The organism is Streptomyces sp. SS8 (assembly GCF_054072955.1).
The window spans coordinates 92,924-113,334 of the sequence record NZ_JBSVCZ010000001.1 but is presented as its reverse complement, the minus strand read 5'-3'; the positions used below and the strand labels follow the sequence as shown (position 1 = coordinate 113,334).

General features: G+C 74.2%; 16 protein-coding genes and 2 tRNA genes. 12 read left to right on the top strand and 6 right to left on the bottom strand.

Features of this window, described 5'->3' with window-relative positions; translation table 11 throughout:
* Window positions 1-28 precede the first annotated feature (28 nt).
* The 4 genes from rsfS (at window position 29) to ACW69E_RS00465 (ending at window position 1,838) form a co-directional block, all read left to right on the top strand.
* Complete coding sequence (rsfS, locus tag ACW69E_RS00480) at window positions 29-454, top strand: ribosome silencing factor (protein ID WP_457496167.1); 426 nt, start codon at window positions 29-31, stop codon at window positions 452-454.
* A gap of 8 nt (window positions 455-462) precedes the next feature.
* Window positions 463-1,104 carry a histidine phosphatase family protein gene (locus tag ACW69E_RS00475; protein WP_457496166.1) on the top strand — a complete coding sequence of 214 codons (642 nt, stop codon included), beginning with the start codon at window positions 463-465 and terminating at the stop codon, window positions 1,102-1,104.
* A gap of 154 nt (window positions 1,105-1,258) precedes the next feature.
* A tRNA-Ala gene (locus ACW69E_RS00470) sits at window positions 1,259-1,331 on the top strand.
* A 273-nt stretch (window positions 1,332-1,604) separates the two neighbouring features.
* The gene (locus tag ACW69E_RS00465) at window positions 1,605-1,838 is read left to right on the top strand and encodes a hypothetical protein (protein WP_093849089.1); all 234 of its coding nucleotides are present in this window, start codon (window positions 1,605-1,607) and stop codon (window positions 1,836-1,838) included.
* On the opposite strand, the gene ACW69E_RS00460 is transcribed toward ACW69E_RS00465, so the two are convergent.
* Window positions 1,817-3,517, bottom strand: a complete 1,701-nt coding sequence (locus ACW69E_RS00460; protein WP_457496165.1) for a glycosyltransferase 87 family protein — start codon at window positions 3,515-3,517, stop codon at window positions 1,817-1,819. The two genes, ACW69E_RS00465 and ACW69E_RS00460, sit on opposite strands and share 22 nt — an antisense overlap.
* On the opposite strand from ACW69E_RS00460, the gene ACW69E_RS00455 reads away from it, so the two are divergent.
* Both ACW69E_RS00455 and leuS read left to right on the top strand, forming a co-directional pair.
* Window positions 3,485-3,557, top strand: a tRNA-Ala gene (locus ACW69E_RS00455). The genes ACW69E_RS00460 and ACW69E_RS00455 overlap by 33 nt on opposite strands.
* A gap of 331 nt (window positions 3,558-3,888) precedes the next feature.
* A complete protein-coding gene (leuS, locus tag ACW69E_RS00450; RefSeq protein WP_457496164.1) occupies window positions 3,889-6,786 on the top strand; it encodes a leucine--tRNA ligase in 2,898 nt (965 codons plus the stop codon).
* 71 nt (window positions 6,787-6,857) lie between these two features.
* On the opposite strand, the gene ACW69E_RS00445 is transcribed toward leuS, so the two are convergent.
* The gene (locus ACW69E_RS00445; RefSeq protein ID WP_457496163.1) at window positions 6,858-8,054 is read right to left on the bottom strand and encodes a (Fe-S)-binding protein; all 1,197 of its coding nucleotides are present in this window, start codon (window positions 8,052-8,054) and stop codon (window positions 6,858-6,860) included.
* Between the two features lie 45 nt (window positions 8,055-8,099).
* Window positions 8,100-9,572, bottom strand: coding sequence for an FAD-binding oxidoreductase (locus ACW69E_RS00440; protein WP_457496162.1), 1,473 nt, complete (start codon window positions 9,570-9,572; stop codon window positions 8,100-8,102).
* Window positions 9,573-9,851: 279 nt separating this feature from the next.
* Between ACW69E_RS00440 and ACW69E_RS00435 the strand changes: the two genes are divergently transcribed.
* The 4 genes from ACW69E_RS00435 to ACW69E_RS00420 all read left to right on the top strand — a co-directional run bounded on the left by ACW69E_RS00435 (window position 9,852) and on the right by ACW69E_RS00420 (window position 15,573).
* Entirely contained in the window at window positions 9,852-10,643 is a 792-nt protein-coding gene (locus tag ACW69E_RS00435) for a hypothetical protein (RefSeq protein WP_457496161.1), read from the top strand.
* Window positions 10,644-10,815: 172 nt separating this feature from the next.
* Entirely contained in the window at window positions 10,816-11,694 is an 879-nt protein-coding gene (locus ACW69E_RS00430) for a DegV family protein (RefSeq protein WP_457496160.1), read from the top strand.
* A gap of 607 nt (window positions 11,695-12,301) precedes the next feature.
* Window positions 12,302-13,048: a helix-hairpin-helix domain-containing protein gene (locus tag ACW69E_RS00425; protein WP_457496159.1), complete on the top strand. Its 747-nt coding sequence runs from the start codon at window positions 12,302-12,304 to the stop codon at window positions 13,046-13,048.
* Window positions 13,045-15,573 carry a ComEC/Rec2 family competence protein gene (locus ACW69E_RS00420; RefSeq protein WP_457496158.1) on the top strand — a complete coding sequence of 843 codons (2,529 nt, stop codon included), beginning with the start codon at window positions 13,045-13,047 and terminating at the stop codon, window positions 15,571-15,573. Before ACW69E_RS00425 ends, ACW69E_RS00420 begins: the two co-directional genes overlap by 4 nt.
* A gap of 114 nt (window positions 15,574-15,687) precedes the next feature.
* Here the strand turns inward: ACW69E_RS00420 and ACW69E_RS00415 are convergent, their stop codons facing one another.
* Together ACW69E_RS00415 and ACW69E_RS00410 are read right to left on the bottom strand one after the other, a co-directional pair.
* A complete protein-coding gene (locus tag ACW69E_RS00415; protein ID WP_457496157.1) occupies window positions 15,688-16,158 on the bottom strand; it encodes a pyridoxamine 5'-phosphate oxidase family protein in 471 nt (156 codons plus the stop codon).
* 127 nt (window positions 16,159-16,285) lie between these two features.
* A complete protein-coding gene (locus ACW69E_RS00410) occupies window positions 16,286-16,531 on the bottom strand; it encodes a hypothetical protein (RefSeq protein WP_206348734.1) in 246 nt (81 codons plus the stop codon).
* A 181-nt stretch (window positions 16,532-16,712) separates the two neighbouring features.
* Here ACW69E_RS00410 and holA point away from each other — a divergent pair, with 181 nt between their 5' ends.
* On the top strand, window positions 16,713-17,705 hold the full coding sequence (holA, locus tag ACW69E_RS00405) for a DNA polymerase III subunit delta (RefSeq protein WP_457496156.1): 993 nt from the start codon (window positions 16,713-16,715) through the stop codon (window positions 17,703-17,705).
* A gap of 274 nt (window positions 17,706-17,979) precedes the next feature.
* Here holA and rpsT read toward each other — a convergent pair whose 3' ends face one another.
* Complete coding sequence (gene rpsT / locus ACW69E_RS00400) at window positions 17,980-18,246, bottom strand: 30S ribosomal protein S20 (RefSeq protein ID WP_457496155.1); 267 nt, start codon at window positions 18,244-18,246, stop codon at window positions 17,980-17,982.
* A 219-nt stretch (window positions 18,247-18,465) separates the two neighbouring features.
* Here rpsT and lepA point away from each other — a divergent pair, with 219 nt between their 5' ends.
* On the top strand, window positions 18,466-20,343 hold the full coding sequence (gene lepA, locus ACW69E_RS00395) for a translation elongation factor 4 (RefSeq protein ID WP_457496154.1): 1,878 nt from the start codon (window positions 18,466-18,468) through the stop codon (window positions 20,341-20,343).
* Window positions 20,344-20,411 lie beyond the last annotated feature (68 nt).

Genomic DNA, 20,411 nt, shown 5'->3' with positions numbered 1-20,411 from the left:
TGTAGACCACCGACCGAAAGCGTTGCCTGTGACCGCCACGGACCGCTCCATCGAGCTGATCAACGCAGCAGCCCAGGCTGCCGCCGACAAGCTCGCCCAGGACGTCGTCGCGTACGACGTCAGCGATGTGCTCTCCATCACCGATGCCTTCCTGCTGGCCTCCGCGCCCAACGACCGCCAGGTCAAGTCGATCGTCGACGAGATCGAGGAACGGCTGCAGAAGGAGAAGGGCGCCAAGCCGGTGCGCCGCGAGGGCGAGCGCGACGGCCGTTGGGTCCTGCTGGACTTCGTCGACATCGTCGTGCACGTCCAGCACAGCGAGGAGCGGGTCTTCTACGCGCTGGAGCGCCTGTGGAAGGACTGCCCGGAGATCGACCTGCCCGAGGACGCCAAGGCCACCCGGGGCAAGGGTGAGGCCGGGGCCGCCGCGAGCGAGGGCGGTGAACCGAGCTGAACGGGCGCGTGGCGGGGCGCGGCCGCCGCATCGTGCTGTGGCGGCACGGACAGACCGCGTGGAACCTCGAACGCCGCTTCCAGGGCACCACGGACATCGAGCTGACCGAGGAGGGTCTGGAGCAGGCCCGCCGGGCCGCGCGGCTGCTCGCGGCGCTCAGGCCGGACGCGATCATCGCCTCCGACCTGAAGCGGGCCGTGGACACCGCCGCCGAGCTGGCCGCGGTCACCGGCCTGGAGGTCACCCGCTACGAGGGCCTGCGTGAGACGTACGCGGGCGTGTGGCAGGGGCTGACGCACGAGGAGATCCTCGAGCGCCACGGCGAGGAGTACGCCGCCTGGAAGCGCGGCGAGCCCGTGCGGCGCGGCGGCGGTGAGCTGGAGACCGAGGTGGCCGACCGCGCGGCGCCGGTGGTCGAGCGCAACGCCGACAAGCTGCCCGACGGCGGAGTCCTGGTCGTGGTCAGCCACGGCGGCACGATCCGCACCACCATCGGCCGCCTGCTGGACCTGGAGCCGGGCTCGTGGGAGTCGCTGGGCGGACTGACCAACTGCTGCTGGTCCGTCCTGGGCGAGGGGGCGCGCGGCTGGCGGCTGCTGGAGCACAACGCCGGAACGCTTCCCCAGCCGGTCCTCGGCGACGACGTCTGACACGCTCCGAGGGCAGGCCCGGAGGACCGGCCCGGAGACGGCCCGGAAGGCGCGCCCGGGGCGGGCCGGCGGCGGATTTCGCATTCGGGCAGGTCACCGGTTAAGCTTCTTCCCGTTCACGGCACCGCGGTGAAAGCGGCGGAGCCGGAGCGATGGGGCTATAGCTCAGTTGGTAGAGCGCTTGCATGGCATGCAAGAGGTCAGGAGTTCGATTCTCCTTAGCTCCACAGGCGACGAAGATCCCGTCCCCCACCGGGGGCGGGATCTTCGCTTTTCCGGCAGGGGCCGCCCCGGAGAGGCGAGGGGGAAGCGGAACCTCGCCGCCCCCGTTCGCGCCCTCCTGCCCGCGGACGGAGCATGGCAGAATCGGAACGCCGGACGGGCCGCCGCGCGCGGCGCGGGCCCGCCGGGGCGTTCGGAGACATCGAGGACGGCAGAGACAGCGGAGGGGTTCCCCACGTGCGCACGCCTGCGGTCACGGCTGGAGTTGACTGACGGACATGGGTGCACACAGCAGGAAGTGCGACTGGTGCGGCAGCGGGACCCCGATCGTCCGCGACATGGAACCGGTCAACACGGCGTACCAGTACTGGTGCGTCGAGTGCGCGCGGGCGCTGATCATCAAGGGCGACCCGATCGAGACCTACCGCGAGCTGGAGGGCGAGCCGATCTACGGCCGGCTCCTGGAGGAGCACTGCACCCTCAAGCGCTTCTACTCCTTCGTGGCGGCCTGACCGTCACCCGCCCCCGCACAAGGCCGTGAGGCCGTACGGGCCCTGGGAGCGGGGAGGGTGCCGAAGGAGCCGGGCGGCCCCTGGCACGGAGCGGGCCGCCGCAGCGCGCGTACCGCCAGGACGGCGGCGAGGGCGAGCAGCGCCGAGCCGGCCGCCGGGTAGACCGCCGACAGCGCCATCTGCGCACCGCTCTGCCGCAGTTCGAACCGCTCCAGGGACGAGCCGTGCGGCACCCACCACAGCGCGTACGAGCAGAACAGCAGCGTCGCCAGTACCGTGCCCGTCCACCACGGCGCACTGCGGCGGCGCAGCGCCTCCGAGCCCAGCAGCAGCACGGCGGGCACGCACCACACCCAGTGGTGCGACCAGGAGACGGGGCTGACCAGCAGCGCGGTACAGGCGACGCAGACGGCGGCCCAGGCGTGCGCGGAGGGCAGCCGGCGCGGGCCGGCGAGCACGGCGGCCACCGCGACGGCGAGCCCCGCCGCGGCCGCCGCGGCGGCGAGCACCGTCCAGCCGGCACCGGGCTCGGCCGTGTGCAGCAGCCGGGCCAGGACGCCGCGCAGCGACTGGTTGGCGGTGTCCTCGACCCGGCCGACGCGCTCGGGGGAGAAGACGGCCCCGGTCCAGAAGTTCCGCGAGTCCCGCGGCAGCACCAGCGCCGCCAGGACGACCGTCCCGGCGAAGGTGCCCGAGGCGACGGCGGCCCGGCGCAGCCAGTGGTTCCACAGCCGCGCCGAGGGGCCGGCGAGCCGCCTCTGCCGCCAGGCCAGCGTCAGCCCGCACAGGGCCAGGAACACCGCGAACAGGGCGGGGGTCAGTTTGATACCGGCGGCCACCCCGATGCCGGCGCCGGCCCAGCGGTGACCGGAACGCCGGGACAGGTCCCACAGCACCAGCACCGCCAGCAGCAGGTTGATCTGGCCGTACCGCAGCGTCGTCCACACCGGCTCGCACCAGACGGCGACCGCCGACAGCGCCAGGACGGCGGCCGGGCGGGGAAGGCGCAGCGGACGCCCGGTCAGCCGCAGCGACAGGTGGACCAGGGCGACCAGCAGGGCGAGGTTCGCCCCGGTCGCCAGCAGCCGCACCGTCGGCACGTCGACCAGGGTCAGCGGTATGAACAGCAGCGCGGCGAACGGCGGGTAGGTCATGGGCAGTTCGGCGTGCGTGGTGCGCATCGCGTACAGGTCGCCGCCGGTGCGGGCCGTCCAGCCCCCGGCCCGGTAGACCATCAGATCGATCATGGAGACGTCCGCCGCGCTCCGGGCCGCCAGGAAGGCGGTGAAGGAGATCAGGCAGAACACGGCGGCGAGCCGCGTGGACCGCTTCAGCAGGTACGCCCGCGCCGCGGGGAGCCGGCGTTCGGCGGTCAACTGCAGCGTACTCACGGGCGGCTCCGGGTCCTGGCGGTGGCGGTCGTCGGGTCGGGCGGGGTGGTCGGGACCTTCCACGGCCGGCCGTGTGCGTGGACGTGCGCGCGGGCGCGGCCGGTTGCCCGGACGCGGCGGGCGGGTGCGTACGGGCGTGGGGGTACGACAGTACCCGGACGGCCGTGACCTACCCGTTATGGGATTTGGCGAAGGACGCTCACAGGCGTGTACAGTAGGCATCGCCGCAGCGGGGGACCGCGGCGGAGAAAGCAAGGGGCTATAGCTCAGTTGGTAGAGCGCTTGCATGGCATGCAAGAGGTCAGGAGTTCAATTCTCCTTAGCTCCACAGTGGGAGAGCGGGCCGTCCGGAAGGGCGGCCCGCTTCCGTCTGTCCGGACCGTTTCCAGGCCGTGTCCGGGTCATGGCCGGGTCATGGCCGGGCCGTGTCCGCGCCCCGGACGGCCGCGGGAGCGGGAAGACGCCTTGCGGTACCCTGACGGCATGCGTGCCGTACGCCTTCTGCTTAGCGGGCCGCGCTGAACCAGCGCCGACCCTCCGGTCCCGGTTCCGGTGAGGTCGGAACCAGCGCGGCATCCCCTCCTGTGCGAGGGGTCTTTTCGTTTCCGGGCCGTGAGCCCTCCCGCAGGCAGACGACGACCGATGGAGCTTAGAGGACGATGAGCGAGACCACCGCCGCCGCGGAGACCGCGGCCCCCCATCGCTACACGGCCGCACTGGCCGCGGAGATCGAGGCGCGCTGGCAGGACTTCTGGGACGAGCGCGGGGTGTACGAGGCCCCCAATCCCACCGGGGAGCTGGCCGGCGATCCGGAGACCGTCGCCCGCCCCAAGCGCTTCATCATGGACATGTTCCCCTACCCCTCGGGCGCGGGCCTGCACGTCGGACATCCGCTGGGCTACATCGCCACGGACGTCACCGCGCGCTATCTGCGCATGACCGGCCACAACGTGCTGCACACCCTGGGCTTCGACGCCTTCGGCCTGCCCGCCGAGCAGTACGCCGTGCAGACCGGTACCCACCCGCGGGTGTCCACCGAGGCCAACATCAAGAACATGAAGGCCCAGCTGCGGCGGCTGGGCCTGGGCCACGACCAGCGCCGGTCCTTCGCCACGATCGACCCGGACTACTACAAGTGGACCCAGTGGATCTTCCTGCAGATCTTCAACTCCTGGTACGACGAGGAGGCCGGCCGGGCCCGGCCGATCTCCGAACTGGTCGGGCAGTTCGAGTCCGGCACCCGCCCCACGCCGGACGGCCGTGCCTGGAGCGAGCTGAGCGAGACCGAGCGGGCCGACGTACTGGGCGGGTACCGCCTGGCGTACGCCTCCGACGCGCCGGTCAACTGGTGCCCCGGTCTGGGCACCGTCCTGGCCAATGAGGAGGTCACCGCCGAGGGCCGCTCCGAGCGCGGCAACTACCCCGTCTTCAAGGCCAAGCTGCGCCAGTGGAACATGCGCATCACCGCCTACGCCGAGCGGTTGCTGCGCGACCTGGACGCGCTGGACTGGCCCGAGGCGATCAAGCTGCAGCAGCGCAACTGGATCGGCCGCAGCGAGGGCGCCCGCATCGAGTTCCCGGTCGAGGGCGCCGGCGGCCCCTCCGACGCCGGCCCCGGCGAGCGGATCACCGTCTTCACCACCCGTCAGGACACGCTGTTCGGGGCCACGTACATGGTGCTGGCGCCCGAGCACGAGCTGGTGGACCGGATCGTCCCCGACGCCTGGCCCGAGGGCACCCGCGAGGTGTGGACGGGCGGCCACTCCACGCCGTCCGAGGCGGTCTCGGAGTACCGCAAGCGGGCGGCCGCCAAATCGGACGTCGAGCGGCAGGCCGATGCCAAGGAGAAGACCGGCGTCTTCACCGGCGCCTACGCCGTCAACCCGGCGGGCGGTGAGCGGATCCCCGTCTTCATCGCCGACTACGTGCTGATGGGCTACGGCACCGGCGCGATCATGGCCGTCCCCGCGCACGACAGCCGCGACTTCGCCTTCGCCCGCGCCTTCGAACTGCCCATGCGCTGCGTCGTCGAGCCGACCGACGGCCGCGGCACCGACCCGGCCACCTGGGACGACGCCTTCTCCTCCTACGACGCGGCCATCGTCAACTCCACCGGTGTGGAGTTGTCACTGGACGGTCTGGGCGTGACCGAGGCCAAGGCCCGGACGACCGAGTGGCTGACCGAGCGCGGCATCGGCGAGGGCACCGTCAACTACCGCCTGCGCGACTGGCTGTTCAGCCGCCAGCGCTACTGGGGCGAGCCGTTCCCGATCGTCTACGACGAGGACGGCGTGGCGCACGCGCTGCCCGAGTCGATGCTGCCGCTGCAGCTGCCCGAGGTCGAGGACTACTCCCCGCGCACCTTCGACCCCGACGACGCCGACACCGAGCCCGAGACCCCGCTGTCGCGGAACGAGGAGTGGGTGAACGTCACCCTGGACCTGGGCGACGGGCGCGGCCCGCGCAGGTTCCGCCGCGAGACCAACACCATGCCCAACTGGGCCGGTTCCTGCTGGTACGAGCTGCGCTACCTGGACCCGCACAACAGCGAGAAGCTGGTCGACCCGGAGATCGAGCGCTACTGGATGGGCCCGCGCGAGGGGATGCCCACCGGCGGCGTGGACCTGTACGTCGGCGGCGCCGAACACGCCGTGCTGCACCTGCTGTACGCCCGCTTCTGGTCCAAGGTGCTGTACGACCTGGGTCACGTCTCCTCGGCCGAGCCGTTCCACAAGCTGTTCAACCAGGGCATGATCCAGGCCTACGTCTACCGCGACTCCCGAGGCATCGCGGTGCCCGCGGCCGAGGTGACCGAGCGCGACGGCGCCTACTGGTACAACGGCGAGAAGGTCGACCGGGCGCTGGGCAAGATGGGCAAGTCCCTGAAGAACGCCGTCACCCCGGACGAGATCTGCGCCGAGTACGGGGCGGACACCCTGCGGCTGTACGAGATGGCGATGGGTCCGCTGGACGTCTCCCGTCCGTGGGACACCCGCGCGGTCGTCGGCCAGTACCGGCTGCTGCAGCGGCTGTGGCGCAACGTCGTCGACGAGGCGACGGGCGAGGTCTCGGTCGTCGACGCCGAGCCGGACGAGGAGACCCTGCGCGCGCTGCACAAGGCGGTCGACGGGGTACGGCAGGACATGGAGGGCCTGCGCTTCAACACCGCCATCGCGAAGATCACCGAGCTGAACAACCACGTCACCCGGCTGCGCGAGGTGCCGCGTTCGGTGGCCGAGCACCTGGTGCTGCTGATCGCGCCGCTGGCCCCGCACATCGCCGAGGAACTGTGGCGCAGGCTGGGCCACGACACCGGCGTCGTCCACGAGGACTTCCCCGCGGCCGATCCGCGGTACGTGGTGGACGAGACGGTGACCTGCGTCGTGCAGGTGCGGGGCAAGGTCAAGGCCCGTCTGGAGGTCGCCCCGGACATCTCCGAGGCCGACCTGGAGGCGCGGGCGCTGGCCGAGCCGGCGGTCGTCGGCGCACTGGGCGAGGCGGGCGTCCGCAAGGTGATCGTGCGGGCACCGAAGCTGGTGAACGTCGTCCCCGCCTGATCTGCGGAGCACCCGCGCCACACGGCGGCGGGGCCGCGGCCGGTGAGCCGCGGCCCCGCCGCCGTGTGCGTTCAGCCCGCCGCCGGCCCGGTCCCCGGCTCCGACCGCGCCGCCATGGCGAGCAGTTCGGCCAGGTGCACGGCCTTCGTCCGGGAGCGCGTACGGCGCAGCCCCTGCCTCAACTGGCGCAGGCAGCCGGGGTTGACCGCCACCACGTAGTCCACGTCCAGCTTCCGCAGGGCCTCCAGCTTCGGGTCCAGCACCGCCCGGCTGTCGTCCGGCCGCAGCATCGCGTACGTGCCGGCGGCGCCGCAGCAGCCGTCCGCGCCGGGCAGCTCGACGTAGTCGGCCACCGCGGCGACGAGTTCGCGGGGCGGGCGGGTCACGCCCAGGCCGTTGCGCAGGTGGCAGGAGTCCTGGAGGGCGACCCGCGCCCGGCGGCCGCCGACCGTGACCCGGCCCAGGGGCCGGTGGCCGGTGCGCTCCAGGTACTCGCTCAGCTCCCTGACCCGGTCCCGGCCCAGGTGGTGGGCGAGATGGGCGGCGCAGCCGCCGGAGGTGGTCACGATGGTGCCGGGCAGCCGCTCGCCCAGCGCGCGGGCCATCCCGGCACCGGCGGCGGAGTCGCCGTTGTGGGCGTGCAGCGCGCCGCAGCAGCCCTGCCCGGCGGGGACGGCGACCTCCGGCCGCAGTTCGCGCACGGCACGCGAGACGGACGGATACAGCCCGCGCTCGACGCAGCCCAGCATCAGCGACACCGGCCGCTCCCGCTCCCCGCGCGCGGGACGGCGGTCCCGGGCGTGGCGCCGTACCAGCCCCTGGAGACGCAGCAGCCACGCCCGAGACACCACGGCCATCAGCAGACGGGCGATCATGGGCCGGCCGCGCCCCTGCCACTGGTGGTCGCGCCACTGTTCCAGCAGCTGCCCGTACTCCACGCCCGCCGGGCAGACCGGCTCACAGGCCCGGCAGCCCAGGCAGAACGACGACTCCTCGGCCAGGGTGGGGTCGTCCGGGGCGAGGTCGCCGGACTCCAGCGCCCGCATCAGGGTGATACGGCCGCGCGGGGAGGAGGGCTCCTGGCGGGTGAGGGCGTAGGTGGGGCAGGCGGGCAGACAGAACCCGCAGGAGATGCAGCGGTCGAGCAGCGCCTTGTCGAAGACGCCGAGCCCCTCGCCCTGCCCGGGGGAGGGGACGGGATCGGAAGGGGGCCCGGGGGAGGGCGCGGGATCGGGGCCGGGCGCGGGACGGGGTGCGGAGTCGGTCATCGGGGGTCCTTCCGTGGACACCCCCGCCGTCGGGCGGGGAGGAAGTCAGGATCCGAGCTTTCCGGGGTTGAGGATGCCCGCCGGGTCGAAGGCCTTCTTGACACGGCGCAGCAGGGCGACCTGGTCGTCCCCGATCCGGTCCGCGAGGTAGGGCAGCTTGGCGGCGCCCACGCCGTGCTCGCCGGTGATGGTGCCGTCCAGGGCGATGGCGGCCGCGAAGATCTCGGCGAACGCCCGGTGGGCGCGGCCGGCCCCCTCGCCGTCGTCGGGATCGAGTACGCAGGTGGGGTGGAGGTTGCCGTCCCCGGCGTGACCGAAGGTGGCGATCCGCAGGTCGTGGCGGTCGGCGATCTCGTCGATGCGGTCCACCATCTCGGCGAGCCGGTGGCGGGGCACGGTCGCGTCCTCCAGGATCGTGAGCGAACCCAGCCGGGAGAGCGCCGGCAGCGAGCAGCGGCGGGCGGCCAGCAGGGCGTCGGCGCGGGCGACGTCCTCGGCGAGGGTGACCTCCAGTGCCCCGGAGCCCTCGCACACCTCCCCGATACGGGCGAGGGTGCCCGCCACGGTGCGCCGGGAGCCGTCGTCGCCGAAGAGCAGCAGCGCCCCGGCGTCCCGCCGCAGACCGAGCCCGGCGAACTCCTCGACGGCCGAGACGCACTTGCGGTCGAGGAACTCCAGCGTGGCCGGGACGATCCCGTCGGCGATGACGGCCGCGACGGCCCGGGAGGCGTCGGCGAGCGAGTCGAAGTAGGCGACCCCGGTACCGGTCTCCTCGGGAGCGGGCAGCAGGGCCACGGTGGCCTCGGTGATCACCGCGAGGGTGCCCTCGGAGCCGGTCAGCAGCCGGGTGAGGTCGTAGCCGGCCACGTCCTTCCACAGTCGGCCGCCGGTGCGGATGACCTCCCCGGTGGGCAGGACGGCCTCCAGGCCGAGCACATGGTTGCGGGTGACGCCGTACTTCAGGCCGCGCAGGCCGCCGGCGCAGGTCGCCACGTTGCCGCCGACGGTGGAGACGGTGCGGCTGCCGGGGTCGGGGGCGTACAGCAGGCCCTCGCGCGCCGCCGCGTCCGCCAGCGCGGCGGTGGTCACCCCGGGCTGGACGCGGGCCAGCAGCTCGGCGGGACTGACCTCCAGGATCCGGTCGAGCCGAGTGAGCACCATGACGATGCCGCCGCGCAGGGGCACGGTGGCGGCGCACAGGTTGGAGCCCGCGCCGCGCGGTACGACGGGTACGCCCCGCTCGGTGGCGTACCGCAGGACCGCGGCGACCTCCTCGGTGCTGCCGGGCAGCACCACGGCCTGCGGCCGCGCGTGGAAGAGGGGGGTGGCGTCACGGGCGTAGGCGGCCAGCGCCCCGTCGTCGGTCCTGACGTGGTCGTGCCCCACGATGGCGGCCAGATCCCCGGGCAGGTCCCCGGGCAGTCCCCGGGGCAGGCCGCCGGCCGGACCGCCCGGCGGACTCCCCGCCGGTTCCCCGGCCCGGCGTCCGGCCGGGCCCGTCTCCGCGTGCGTGTGCATCGGCGCACCACCATCCAGTCCGACTACGGGCGTGGACCGACGGTAGACCAGCGGGCGGACGGCGGCGAGGAGGCGGGGAGAAGAGGAGGACCGGGCAGTGCTCAGGGAAGCGGCGGGGAAACGATCGGGGACCGCCGGAACCCCTACGGGACGGATGCGGGGGGCACTCCGGGCCCGCCGGAACCCGGGACCGGCTCCGCGCGTTTACCCTGGGAGGACGACCGCCCCCTCCGGACTGCCGGAGGGCGGCGGCACACCGGCCGACGAGGGAGCGGAGCTGTGGAGTTCGTCATCGGTCTGCTGGCCTTCCTCTTCGTGCTCTTCGTCGTCCTCGGCGCGATCGCCACGGTGAAGACCGTGCGAGCGGTCAGGCGCGGCGTGGAGCGGACGGGGCAGCAGGTGCGCCGCACCGTCGAGGAGACCACGCTCAAGGCCCGCAGCGCCCAGCCGGGCCCGGTGGGCGAACTGGCCCGGGTACGGCTGGAGCTGCGCAGCTCCCTGGACAGCACGCGCCGCGCGCTGGAGACCGGGGCCCGGCACGACCCCTCGCTGAGCGAGGCGGCCGGCCTGCTCGACCGGCTCGACGAGCACGCCCGCCAGCTCGACGGCGAGCTGCGGCTGCTGATGGAGCGCGAGCCGGACCGCCGCCGGATCGCCGCCCGGCTCCCGGACGCGCGGGAGCGCGCCGACCGCATCCGCGCCTCCGCCGACTCGCTGCGCTTCGCCGCACAGGACCGGGCCCGGCGGCACGACGAGGACGGACTGACCGCGCTGAGCGAGCAGATCGAGATCGAGGCGGGCGCGCTGCGGCACTGGACGGACCCGGTCGCCGGGAACGCATCCGGGGCCGCGGTCCCCGGGACGGCCTCCGGCGCGCAGAGCCCTGAGCGGGACCCGAGGGAGCGGCAGAGCCCGGACGCGGCGGACGCCCCCGGAGCGCGGGCCCGGCAGGCACCGGGCATCGAGGGCCCGAAGGGCGGTCCGCAGGACCGCACGGCGGACTTCGGCACCGACTTCACCAAGGAGTTCGGGCCGGACTTCGGCAAGGGCCGCCCGCAGAGCGCCTCGTGACCCCGGCGCGGCCGGCCCCGGCCGCCCGTCCGGATGGTCCGGCCCCACCGCCCGAACCGCACCACCGCGAAAGGCCGTCGAGTGAACCTCCGGGCAGCCGGCCGCCGTACCGCGGACCGCGGCGCACCGCTCGCTTCACCGCGGCGAGGAAAGGCCCGGTAATCTCCGCCCCATGTCCCGCCATGTCGCGATCGTCACCGATTCCACGGCCTACCTGCCGCAGGCGGCGCTCGAACACCACCGCATCGCCTCGGTACCGCTGACCGTGGTGCTGGGCGACCGGGCACTGGAGGAGGGCACCGAGCTCTCCGCCCGCTCGCTGGCCGAGGCCCTGCGGAAACGGCGGTCCGTCACCACCTCCCGTCCCGGCCCGCAGGTGTTCGCCGAGGTGTACCGCTCCATCGCGCGGGAGCCGGGAGTGGAGGGCATCGTCTCCCTCCATCTGTCGGCCGAGCTCTCCGGCACCTACGACGCGGCCGTGACCGCCGCGCGGGAGGCGCCCGTACCGGTGCGGGTGGTGGACACCGGCATGGTGGCGATGGCGCTGGGCTTCTGCGCCCTGGCCGCCGCCGAGACGGCCGAGGCGGGCGGCACGCCGGACGAGACGGTGGCCGCGGCCCGGAAGCGGGCCGAGGGGACCTCCGCGTTCTTCTACGTGGACACCCTGGAGTACCTGCGGCGCGGCGGCCGTATCGGCGCGGCCCAGGCCCTGCTGGGCTCGGCCCTGGCGGTCAAACCGCTGCTGGAGCTGGAGGACGGCCGTATCGGCATGCTGGAGAAGGTCCGCACCGCCTCCCGGGCCATCGCCCGCCTGGAGGAGATCGTGGCGGAGCGGGCGGGGGACGCCGAGGTGGACGTCGCCGTCCACCACCTGTCGGCCGCGGACCGTGCCGACCAGCTCGCGCAGAGGCTGCGCGCCCGGCTGCCCAGGCTTGGGGAACTGCACGTCAGCGAGGTGGGAGCGGTCATCGGCGCACACACGGGACCGGGGCTGCTGGGTGTCGTGGTGTCACTCCGACAGGTGACGAGGTTGTCCACAACCGGCGGGTAGTCCACGGAGAGAAGCCGCGACCGGACGGGGCGGGCACTCCCGCCTACCGTCGGGCGGCATGAGCACCCCACCGCGTCTCCGGTCACGCATTCCTGCCTCCCGTATCTCCACCTCCCGCCCTTCGGCCCGCCCGCCCCTGCGTCCTCTGGCGGCAGGCCCCGGCCGCCACCGGGGCCCCGGTCCGGCCGTCCCGTACGCGGGGCGGCGCGGGCGCCGGCGGGAGATCCGGCGGGCCGCCGAGGGGGCGCCCCTGAGGGCCCGCGCGGACGCGCTGCTCGGAAACGCCCCGCCGATGCCGGTGCCGGCGCCGGGGCATGGGCCTGCCAGGCCGGAGCCGGGTGGGCCGGACACCGGCGTCCCGGCCGCCCCGCTGTCGCGGACGGAGGCCGTCACGGCCGCGCGCGACGCGGTCCGGCAGGCACGGGCCGACCGCCTGGCGGCGGGGCGCCCACGGGAGCGGACGGTCGAGCGGGTGCCGGTGCCGCGCCCGGCCGGTTCCGTCCCCGGCAGCACGCCCACGCCCGCTTCCATGTCCACGCCCGCTCCCGTGTCCACGCCCGCTCCCGCTTCCGAGGCCGAGAAGGACGCAGGCTCAGGTCCCGGCCCCGTGGGCGCGTCCCGGCGCGCACGGCTGGCGGAGGCCGTACGGGACAGGCTGCCGCTGTGGGTGCGCACGCGGTGCGGAGTGGAACCGCGCACGCTGGCCGCACTCGCCCTGGCCCTGGCCGTGGCCCTCGGTTTCGCCCTGCACCACTTCTGGGGCGGGCGCCCGCAGGTGGTGCAGGCGCCCCCGGTGGAATCGGCCTCCCGCTCGACTCCCGTGCCCTCCCAGACCTCTGCTTCGGTGCCCTCCTCCGTACCGGCGCCCGCGGCGGCCCCGGGCACGGTCCCCGGTGCGGGTGCCGGGGGAGGAGCACTGCTGGTGGACGTGGCGGGCGAGGTCCGCAGGCCAGGGGTCCACCGGCTGCCGGCCGGCGCCCGGGTGACCGACGCCCTGCGGGCCGCGGGCGGCGTCCGGCCGGGCACCGACCTCCACGGCCTCAACCGGGCACGGCCGCTGGCCGACGGTGAGCAGATCGTCGTCGGGGAGCCTCCCACCGAGGCGGCCGCACCAGGCCCGCCCGCCGCCGGGGCCGTGGCCGGGGGCGGGCCGGCGGCGGGCGGACCGGTCAGCCTCAACTCCGCCACGGCCGAACAGCTCGACGCCCTCCCCGGTATCGGGCCCGTGATGGCCCAGCGCATCATCGACCACCGCACCGAGCACGGCGGCTTCTCCTCCGTCGAGGAGCTCCGCGAAGTCAGTGGAATCGGGGAACGCCGCTTCGCCGAGCTGAAGCCGCTGGTCGTACCGTGACCGCGAACACGCAGGCGGACAAGGAGGGCCGTACGACGGCCCGGCCGGCGGTCCACTCCGCCGCCGGCCGCCGGCTGGGGGCGGCGGAGCCGCGCCAGGAGGGCCCGGCCGACCTGCGGCTGGTGCCGCCGGCGCTGGCCGCCTGGGGCGCGGCGGCCCTGGCCCTGGGCGCTCCGGGCGGCGCGGCCGTCGCGGGTGTGGCGCTGTGCCTCCTCGGCGCGGCGGCGTGCCTGGCCCCGGGCCGGGGCCGGGGCGGAGTCCGGGGAGGCGGGCGTACGGCCGCCGCCATGACGCTGGTGTGCGCCGCCGCCGGCGGCGGGGTGGCCGCGGCGCACGCGGCCGATCTGCACCGAGGCCCCCTCCCGGCGGCGGCCCGGCAGTACGCGCACGTCACCGCCGAGGTGGCCGTCACCGGCGATCCGCGTGTGGTCCGGCCCCGCGTGCGCGGCTCGGAGCAGACGGCGGGCACGGTGATACTGCGGGCCGAGGCCCTGCGCGTCACCGCCGCCGACGGCACGGTGACCGCGACCCGGTCGCCGGTGCTCGTCCTGGTACGGGACACGGACTCGGCGGCCGGACCGCCCGCGGGATGGCTCGAGCTGCTGCCCACCACCCGGCTGCGGGTCCAGGCCCGGCTCCTGCCACCTCAGGACGGTGCCGGGGGGCGCGACATCGCCGCCGTCCTGAGGGTGAGCACCGGCGGACCGCCCACGGTGACCGCTGGGCCGACGGCGGTCCAGCGCATCGCGGGAGAGTTGCGCTCCGGGCTGCGGGAGGCCAGCGACGGCCTGCCGGGCGACGCGCGGGCGCTGCTGCCCGGGCTGGTCGTCGGCGACACCTCGCGCATCCCGGCCGACCTCGACGCCGCCTTCCGGGCCGCCGACATGCTCCATCTGCTGGCGGTCAGCGGGTCGAACCTCGCGATCCTGCTGGTGCTCCTCATCGGGCCGCCGGGCAGGGCCGTACGCGCCGAACGCCGGGGCATGGCACCCCGGCTGGGGATGTCGCTGCGCACCACCGCGGTCGCCGGGGCGCTGCTCACCCTCGCCTTCGTGGTGGTCTGCCGCCCCGAGCCCAGTGTGCTGCGGGCGGCGGCCTGCGGGCTGATCACCATCGTGGCGATCGGCACCGGAAGGCGTAGATCCCTGCTGCCGGCCCTGGCCGCCGCCGTACTGCTGCTCGTCCTCTACGACCCGTGGCTCGCCCGCGACTTCGGCTTCATCCTCTCGGTCCTGGCCACCGGTTCGCTGCTCACCGTCGCACCCCGCTGGAGCGAGGCCCTGCGCCGCCGACGGGTGCCGGGGAGGCTCGCCGAGGCGCTGGCGGCGGCCGCGGCGGCGCAGGCGGTGTGCGCGCCCGTGGTCGCGGTCCTCGCGGCCCACGTCAGCCTGGTGGCGATCCCGTGCAACATGCTGGCCGAGTTCCTGGTCGCGCCCGCCACCGTGCTGGGCTTCGCCGCCCTGGTCACCGCGCCCCTCGCGCCGCCGATGGCCGAGGCGCTGGCCCGGCTGGCGGGCTGGCCCACCGGGGCCGTCGCCGCCATCGCCCGGACGGGGGCCTCCCTGCCCGGCGCCGAGATCGACTGGCCCGGCAGCTGGACCGGCGCACTGCTGCTGGCCGCTCTCACCGCTGCGGCGGTCCTGGCGGCCCGCCGGCTGGTGCGGCACCGCTGGCTCTGCGCGGCCTGCGCCGTACTGCTGGCCCTGGCGGTCCTGCGCCCCGCCCCGCTGATCCGCCCGCTCACCGGCTGGCCGCCGCCGGGCTGGCGGCTGGCGGTCTGCGACGTGGGCCAGGGCGATGCGCTGGCACTGGCGGCCGGGGACGGCGCGGCCGTGGTCGTCGACGCCGGCCCCGAGCCGGAGACGGTGGACCGCTGCCTGCGCACCCTCGGCGTCACATCCGTTCCCCTGCTGGTGCTCACCCACTTCCACGCCGACCATGTCGCGGGACTGGCCGGGGTGCTGCGGGGTCGTGCGGTCGGGGCGATCCAGACCACCTCCCGGGGCGAGCCGGCCGGGCAGGCGGCGGCGGTGCGCCGGGAGGCGGTCCGCGCGGGGGTGCCGGTGATCGGGGCTGAGCCGGGGGAGCGGCGCCGGATCGGCGACCTGTCCTGGGAGGTGCTCTGGCCCCGCCGACCGCCGCCTCCCGGGCCGCCCTCCGCCTCGGGCGAGGACGCCAACGACGCCAGCGTCACCCTCCTCGTCCGCGCGGCCGGCCTGACCGTCCTCCTCCCCGGAGATCTCGAACCCCCGGCGCAGCGAGGCCTGCTGGCGGCACACCCCGGCCTGCCCGCGGTGGACGTCCTCAAGGTGGCCCACCACGGATCGGCCCACCAGGATCCGGCTCTGCTGGAGCGGCTGCGTCCCCGCGTCGCCCTCGTCTCCTGCGGGGAGGGCAACCCTTACGGCCACCCGTCACCGAAGGTTCTCGCCGGACTGCACGCCCTGGGCTCCGCCGTCGTGCGCACCGACACCCACGGCTCCCTGGCCGTCACCGCGGACGGCACGGTGGTTCCATCGGGCTGACGGGACACCGGGGTGCCGGCCGTGTCCGGCGGGCAGGCCGGAGCGGGAGAGTGGTGTGCGCGTCCACCGGTCGCCGTCGGGGCCGCCTCGCCGCGGGGTCTCACCGCAGGCCCGTCAGCACGCGAGCCACCGCCCGCCGCGCACCAGCTCCCGGCCGGCCAGCTCGTTCTCCTCTCGCCAGGCCAGCAGCCTCTCCGGCCGCAGCCGGAGGTAGACCCATCCGGACTTCTCACGCGGATCCCAGCCCAGCTTCGCGGCGAACGCGTCCGCCTCCGGTCCGGGCAGCTCGCCGGGGGCGAGGATCTCGGCGCGGGTGTCGATCAGGACCACGTCCCGTGTGTGTCCCAGCGCCACCCGTGCCCGCGCCTCCCGGCCCGCCGCCCGCAGGTTGCGGACGGTGGGCCGGGAGGCGCGGGTGGAGATCAGCAGCGAGCCTTCGGACCAGAGGAACGACAACGGCACGAGACAGGGGGTGGCGTCGGGATTCACCGTGGACACCCATGCGTCCACGTCCTCCTCCAGCCGCTTCAGGACATCGCGTCTGCGCTGCTCCGCCGTACGCGGAGCCGGATGAGGGGCCGTCATACGCCGGACGCTAACCGGCGGCCCGGCCCGGCGCATCGGGCGGACGCCCCGGGCCGCAGGCCCTACGCCGCCCACCGCCCGGACAAACCGTTTCCGGCCCGTCCGCCGGACACCGCCCGCGCCGGTCTCAGTCCCTCTCCAGCCAGCCGTCGTACTCGGCGGCGAGGGCGTCCAGTCCGGCCGGGTCGTACGCGCCGCCCGGGTCGTCGAGGACGACCAGCCACTGGGCGTCCTCCGCGTCGTCCTCGCCGGCCAGTGCCTCACGGACCGGCCGCGGCTCCTCCGCCAGGCCGAGCCGCTCGGCGACCTCCTCGGCCACCTCCTGCGCGGCGTCGCGGTCGGGGAGCACCAGGATGTGTCGTACGTCGTCCACCGCGCCATTGTGCGACAGCCGCCGGAGCGTCCCGCGGACAGGTCCCGACCAGCCCGCGGACAGGTCCCGGCCGGTCCCGACCGGCCCCGGCCGACCTCGCCTGGCCCCGGCCGACCTCGCCTGGCCCCGGGCGCCCCCGGCGCCCCCGGACTGTCGGCGGCTCATGGGATGCTGGTGCGCGATGGCCGGTAAAACCAGGAAGTCCCCGACCGACGACCCCCTCGCCCCCGTCACGCTCGCGGTGGGCCAGGAGGATCTGCTGCTCGACCGCGCGGTGCGCCAGGTGATCGACGCGGCCAGGGCCGCCGACGCCGACACCGACGTGCGCGAACTCGCCCCCGCCGACCTGCGGCCCGGCACGCTGGCGGAGCTGACCAGCCCGTCCCTGTTCGCCGAGCGCAAGGTCGTGGTCGTCCGGGACGCGCAGGACCTGGCCGCCGACACGGTCAAGGACGTCAAGGCGTATCTGGGCTCCCCGGCCGAGGAGATCACCCTGGTGCTGGTGCACGCGGGCGGTGCCAAGGGCAAGGGGCTGCTGGACGCCGCCCGCAAGGCGGGCGCGCGCGAGGTCGCCTGTCCGAAGATGACCAAGCCCGCCGACCGGCAGGCGTTCGTGCGCGGCGAGTTCCGTGCCGCCGGGCGATCGGCCACGCCGGAGGCCTGCCAGGCCCTGGTGGAGATCCTCGGCAGCGATCTGCGTGAACTGGCCAGTGCCTGCTCCCAGCTCACCGCCGATGTCGAGGGCACCATCGACGAGGCGGTCGTGGCCCGCTACTACAGCGGGCGCGCCGAGGCGTCCAGCTTCACCATCGCCGACCGGGCGGTGGAGGGCAGGCTGCCCGAGGCGCTGGAGGCGCTGCGCTGGTCGCTGTCCACGGGGGTGGCCCCGGTGCTGGTCACCAGTGCCCTCGCCCAGGGGGTGCGGGGCATCGGCAGGCTGATGTCGGCCCCGCGCGGGATGCGTCCCGGGGATCTGGCCCGTGAGCTGGGGATGCCGCCGTGGAAGATCGACCGGGTCCGCCGGCAGATGCGCGGCTGGTCGGCGGCCGGGGTGTCGGCGGCGCTGCGCGCGGTGGCCGAGGCGGACGCGGCGGTCAAGGGCGGCGGGGACGACCCGGAGTACGCCCTGGAGAAGGCCGTCATCACCATCGCCCGCGCGGCCCGCTCCCGCTGAGGCGGAGAGACACGAGGGGAACCCGCGGGGAAGCGACGCGCGGCGGAGCGATGCGCACGGGGTGCGTACGGAGGCGGAATGTGTACTGCCCGCCGGGGGGAATCCGGCGGGCAGTCTCGCTTTACGGCCTGTGAGCAGGCTCTTTGTCGTGCGCCGCACCCGCGTGGCGAACGCAGGCCGCGTGCGGCGCGGTGGGCCGGCGCGGAGCGGTGAGAGGGTCCGCTGGATTCCGCTTCGGCACCGGGGTGGGCCGTCAGACGGAGGCCCGGGGGTTTCAGCCCTTGAGAGCGGAGACCTTCTGGGCCAGAGCCGACTTCTTGTTGGCGGCCTGGTTCTTGTGGATCACGCCCTTGCTGGCGGCCTTGTCGAGCTTCTTGCCGGCCACGCGCGCGGCCTCGACGGCCTTCTCGGCGTCACCGGCGGCGATCGCCTCACGGGTGCGGCGGATCGCGGTCTTCAGCTCGGACTTGACCGCCTTGTTGCGCTGGCGGGCCTTCTCGTTGGTCTTGATCCGCTTGATCTGGGACTTGATGTTCGCCACGAAGGAGCCTTCTCGGGTGTGATGAGGTGTGATTCCGTGCCCGTCTCCCCGTGCGGTCCCGTCGCACCGTCCGCGCGCCGGGCCCCGCGCGAGGGCATTGAGACACAGTCGGTCAGGGTACCAGCAGGCCTGATCGGCTCCCAAACCGGACCGTAAGCGCCACTCATGGGACGATGGGGGAGACGTACCGATCCGAGCCATGACCCGACAGGACCCTGCGTGCCCGCGACCCCATCGAACGTGCCGGAGCCGAGCCGTACCGACCCGGCGCTGATCCGCAACTTCTGCATCATCGCGCACATCGACCACGGCAAGTCGACGCTCGCCGACCGGATGCTCCAGCTCACCGGTGTCGTCGAGCAGCGCCAGATGCGCGCCCAGTACCTCGACCGCATGGACATCGAGCGCGAGCGCGGCATCACGATCAAGTCCCAGGCGGTCCGCCTGCCGTGGGCCCCCACCGAGGGTGAGGAGAAGGGGACGACCCACATCCTCAACATGATCGACACACCCGGGCACGTCGACTTCACCTACGAGGTGTCCCGCTCGCTGGCCGCGTGCGAGGGGTGCATCCTCCTGGTCGACGCCGCCCAGGGCATCGAGGCCCAGACGCTCGCCAACCTCTACCTGGCGATGGAGAACGACCTCACGATCATCCCCGTCCTCAACAAGATCGACCTCCCGGCCGCCCAGCCGGAGAAGTTCGCGGCCGAGCTGGCGCACCTCATCGGCTGCGACCCGTCGGAGGTCCTGAAGGTCTCCGCCAAGACCGGCGAGGGCGTCGACGCGCTGCTGAACGAGGTCGTGCGGCAGGTCCCAGCCCCGGTCGGCGTCGCGGACGCCCCCGCCCGCGCGATGATCTTCGACTCGGTCTACGACGCCTACCGGGGCGTCGTGACGTACGTGAAGGTCGTCGACGGCAAGCTCTCCAGGCGCGAGCGCATCCAGATGATGTCCACCGGCGCCGCCCACGAGCTGCTGGAGATCGGCACCAACAGCCCGGAGATGCTGCCCTCCGACGGCCTGTCCGTCGGCGAGGTGGGCTATCTGATCACCGGCGTGAAGGACGTGCGCCAGTCCAAGGTCGGCGACACCATCACCCAGTTCTCCAAGGGGGCCACCGAGGCGCTGGGCGGCTACAAGGACCCCAAGCCGATGGTGTTCTCCGGCCTGTATCCGCTGGACGGCTCGGACTACCCCGAGCTGCGCGACGCCCTGGACAAGCTCCAGCTCAACGACGCCGCGCTGGTCTACGAGCCGGAGACGTCCGCCGCCCTCGGCTTCGGCTTCCGCGTGGGCTTCCTCGGCCTGCTGCACCTGGAGGTCATCCGCGAGCGCCTGGAGCGCGAGTTCGGGCTCGACCTGATCGCCACCGCGCCCAACGTGGTCTACCGGGTGGACATGGAGGACGGCACCGAGCACATCGTCACCAACCCCAGCGAGTACCCGACGGGCAAGGTCGCCCAGGTGCACGAGCCGGTCGTCCGCGCGACGGTGCTGACCCCGAACGACTTCGTCGGCGCCGTGATGGAGCTGTGCCAGTCGCGGCGCGGCAACCTGCTGGGCATGGACTACCTGTCCGAGGACCGCGTCGAGCTGCGCTACACCCTTCCGCTGGCGGAGATCGTCTTCGACTTCTTCGACGCCCTCAAGTCCAAGACCCGCGGTTACGCCTCGCTCGACTACGAGCCGACCGGTGAGCAGACCGCCGACCTGGTCAAGGTCGACATCCTGCTGCACGGCGACAAGGTGGACGCCTTCTCCGCGATCGTCCACAAGGACAAGGCCTACAGCTACGGGGTCAGGATGGCCTCCAAGCTGCGCGAGCTCATTCCCCGGCAGCAGTTCGAGGTGCCCATCCAGGCCGCCATCGGCTCGCGCGTCATCGCCCGCGAGACCGTCCGCGCCATCCGCAAGGACGTGCTCGCCAAGTGCTACGGCGGTGACATCTCCCGCAAGCGGAAGCTGCTGGAGAAGCAGAAGGAGGGCAAGAAGCGCATGAAGGTGGTGGGCCGGGTGGAGGTCCCGCAGGAGGCCTTCATCGCCGCGCTCTCCTCGGACTCCGACGCCGGCGGCGACGCCAAGGGCAAGAAGTAGGGTCCGCCCGGGCCCGCCCCCGCGGGCCGGTGCGCGGGCCGGAAACCGCGGGACGGAGCAGGACGGAG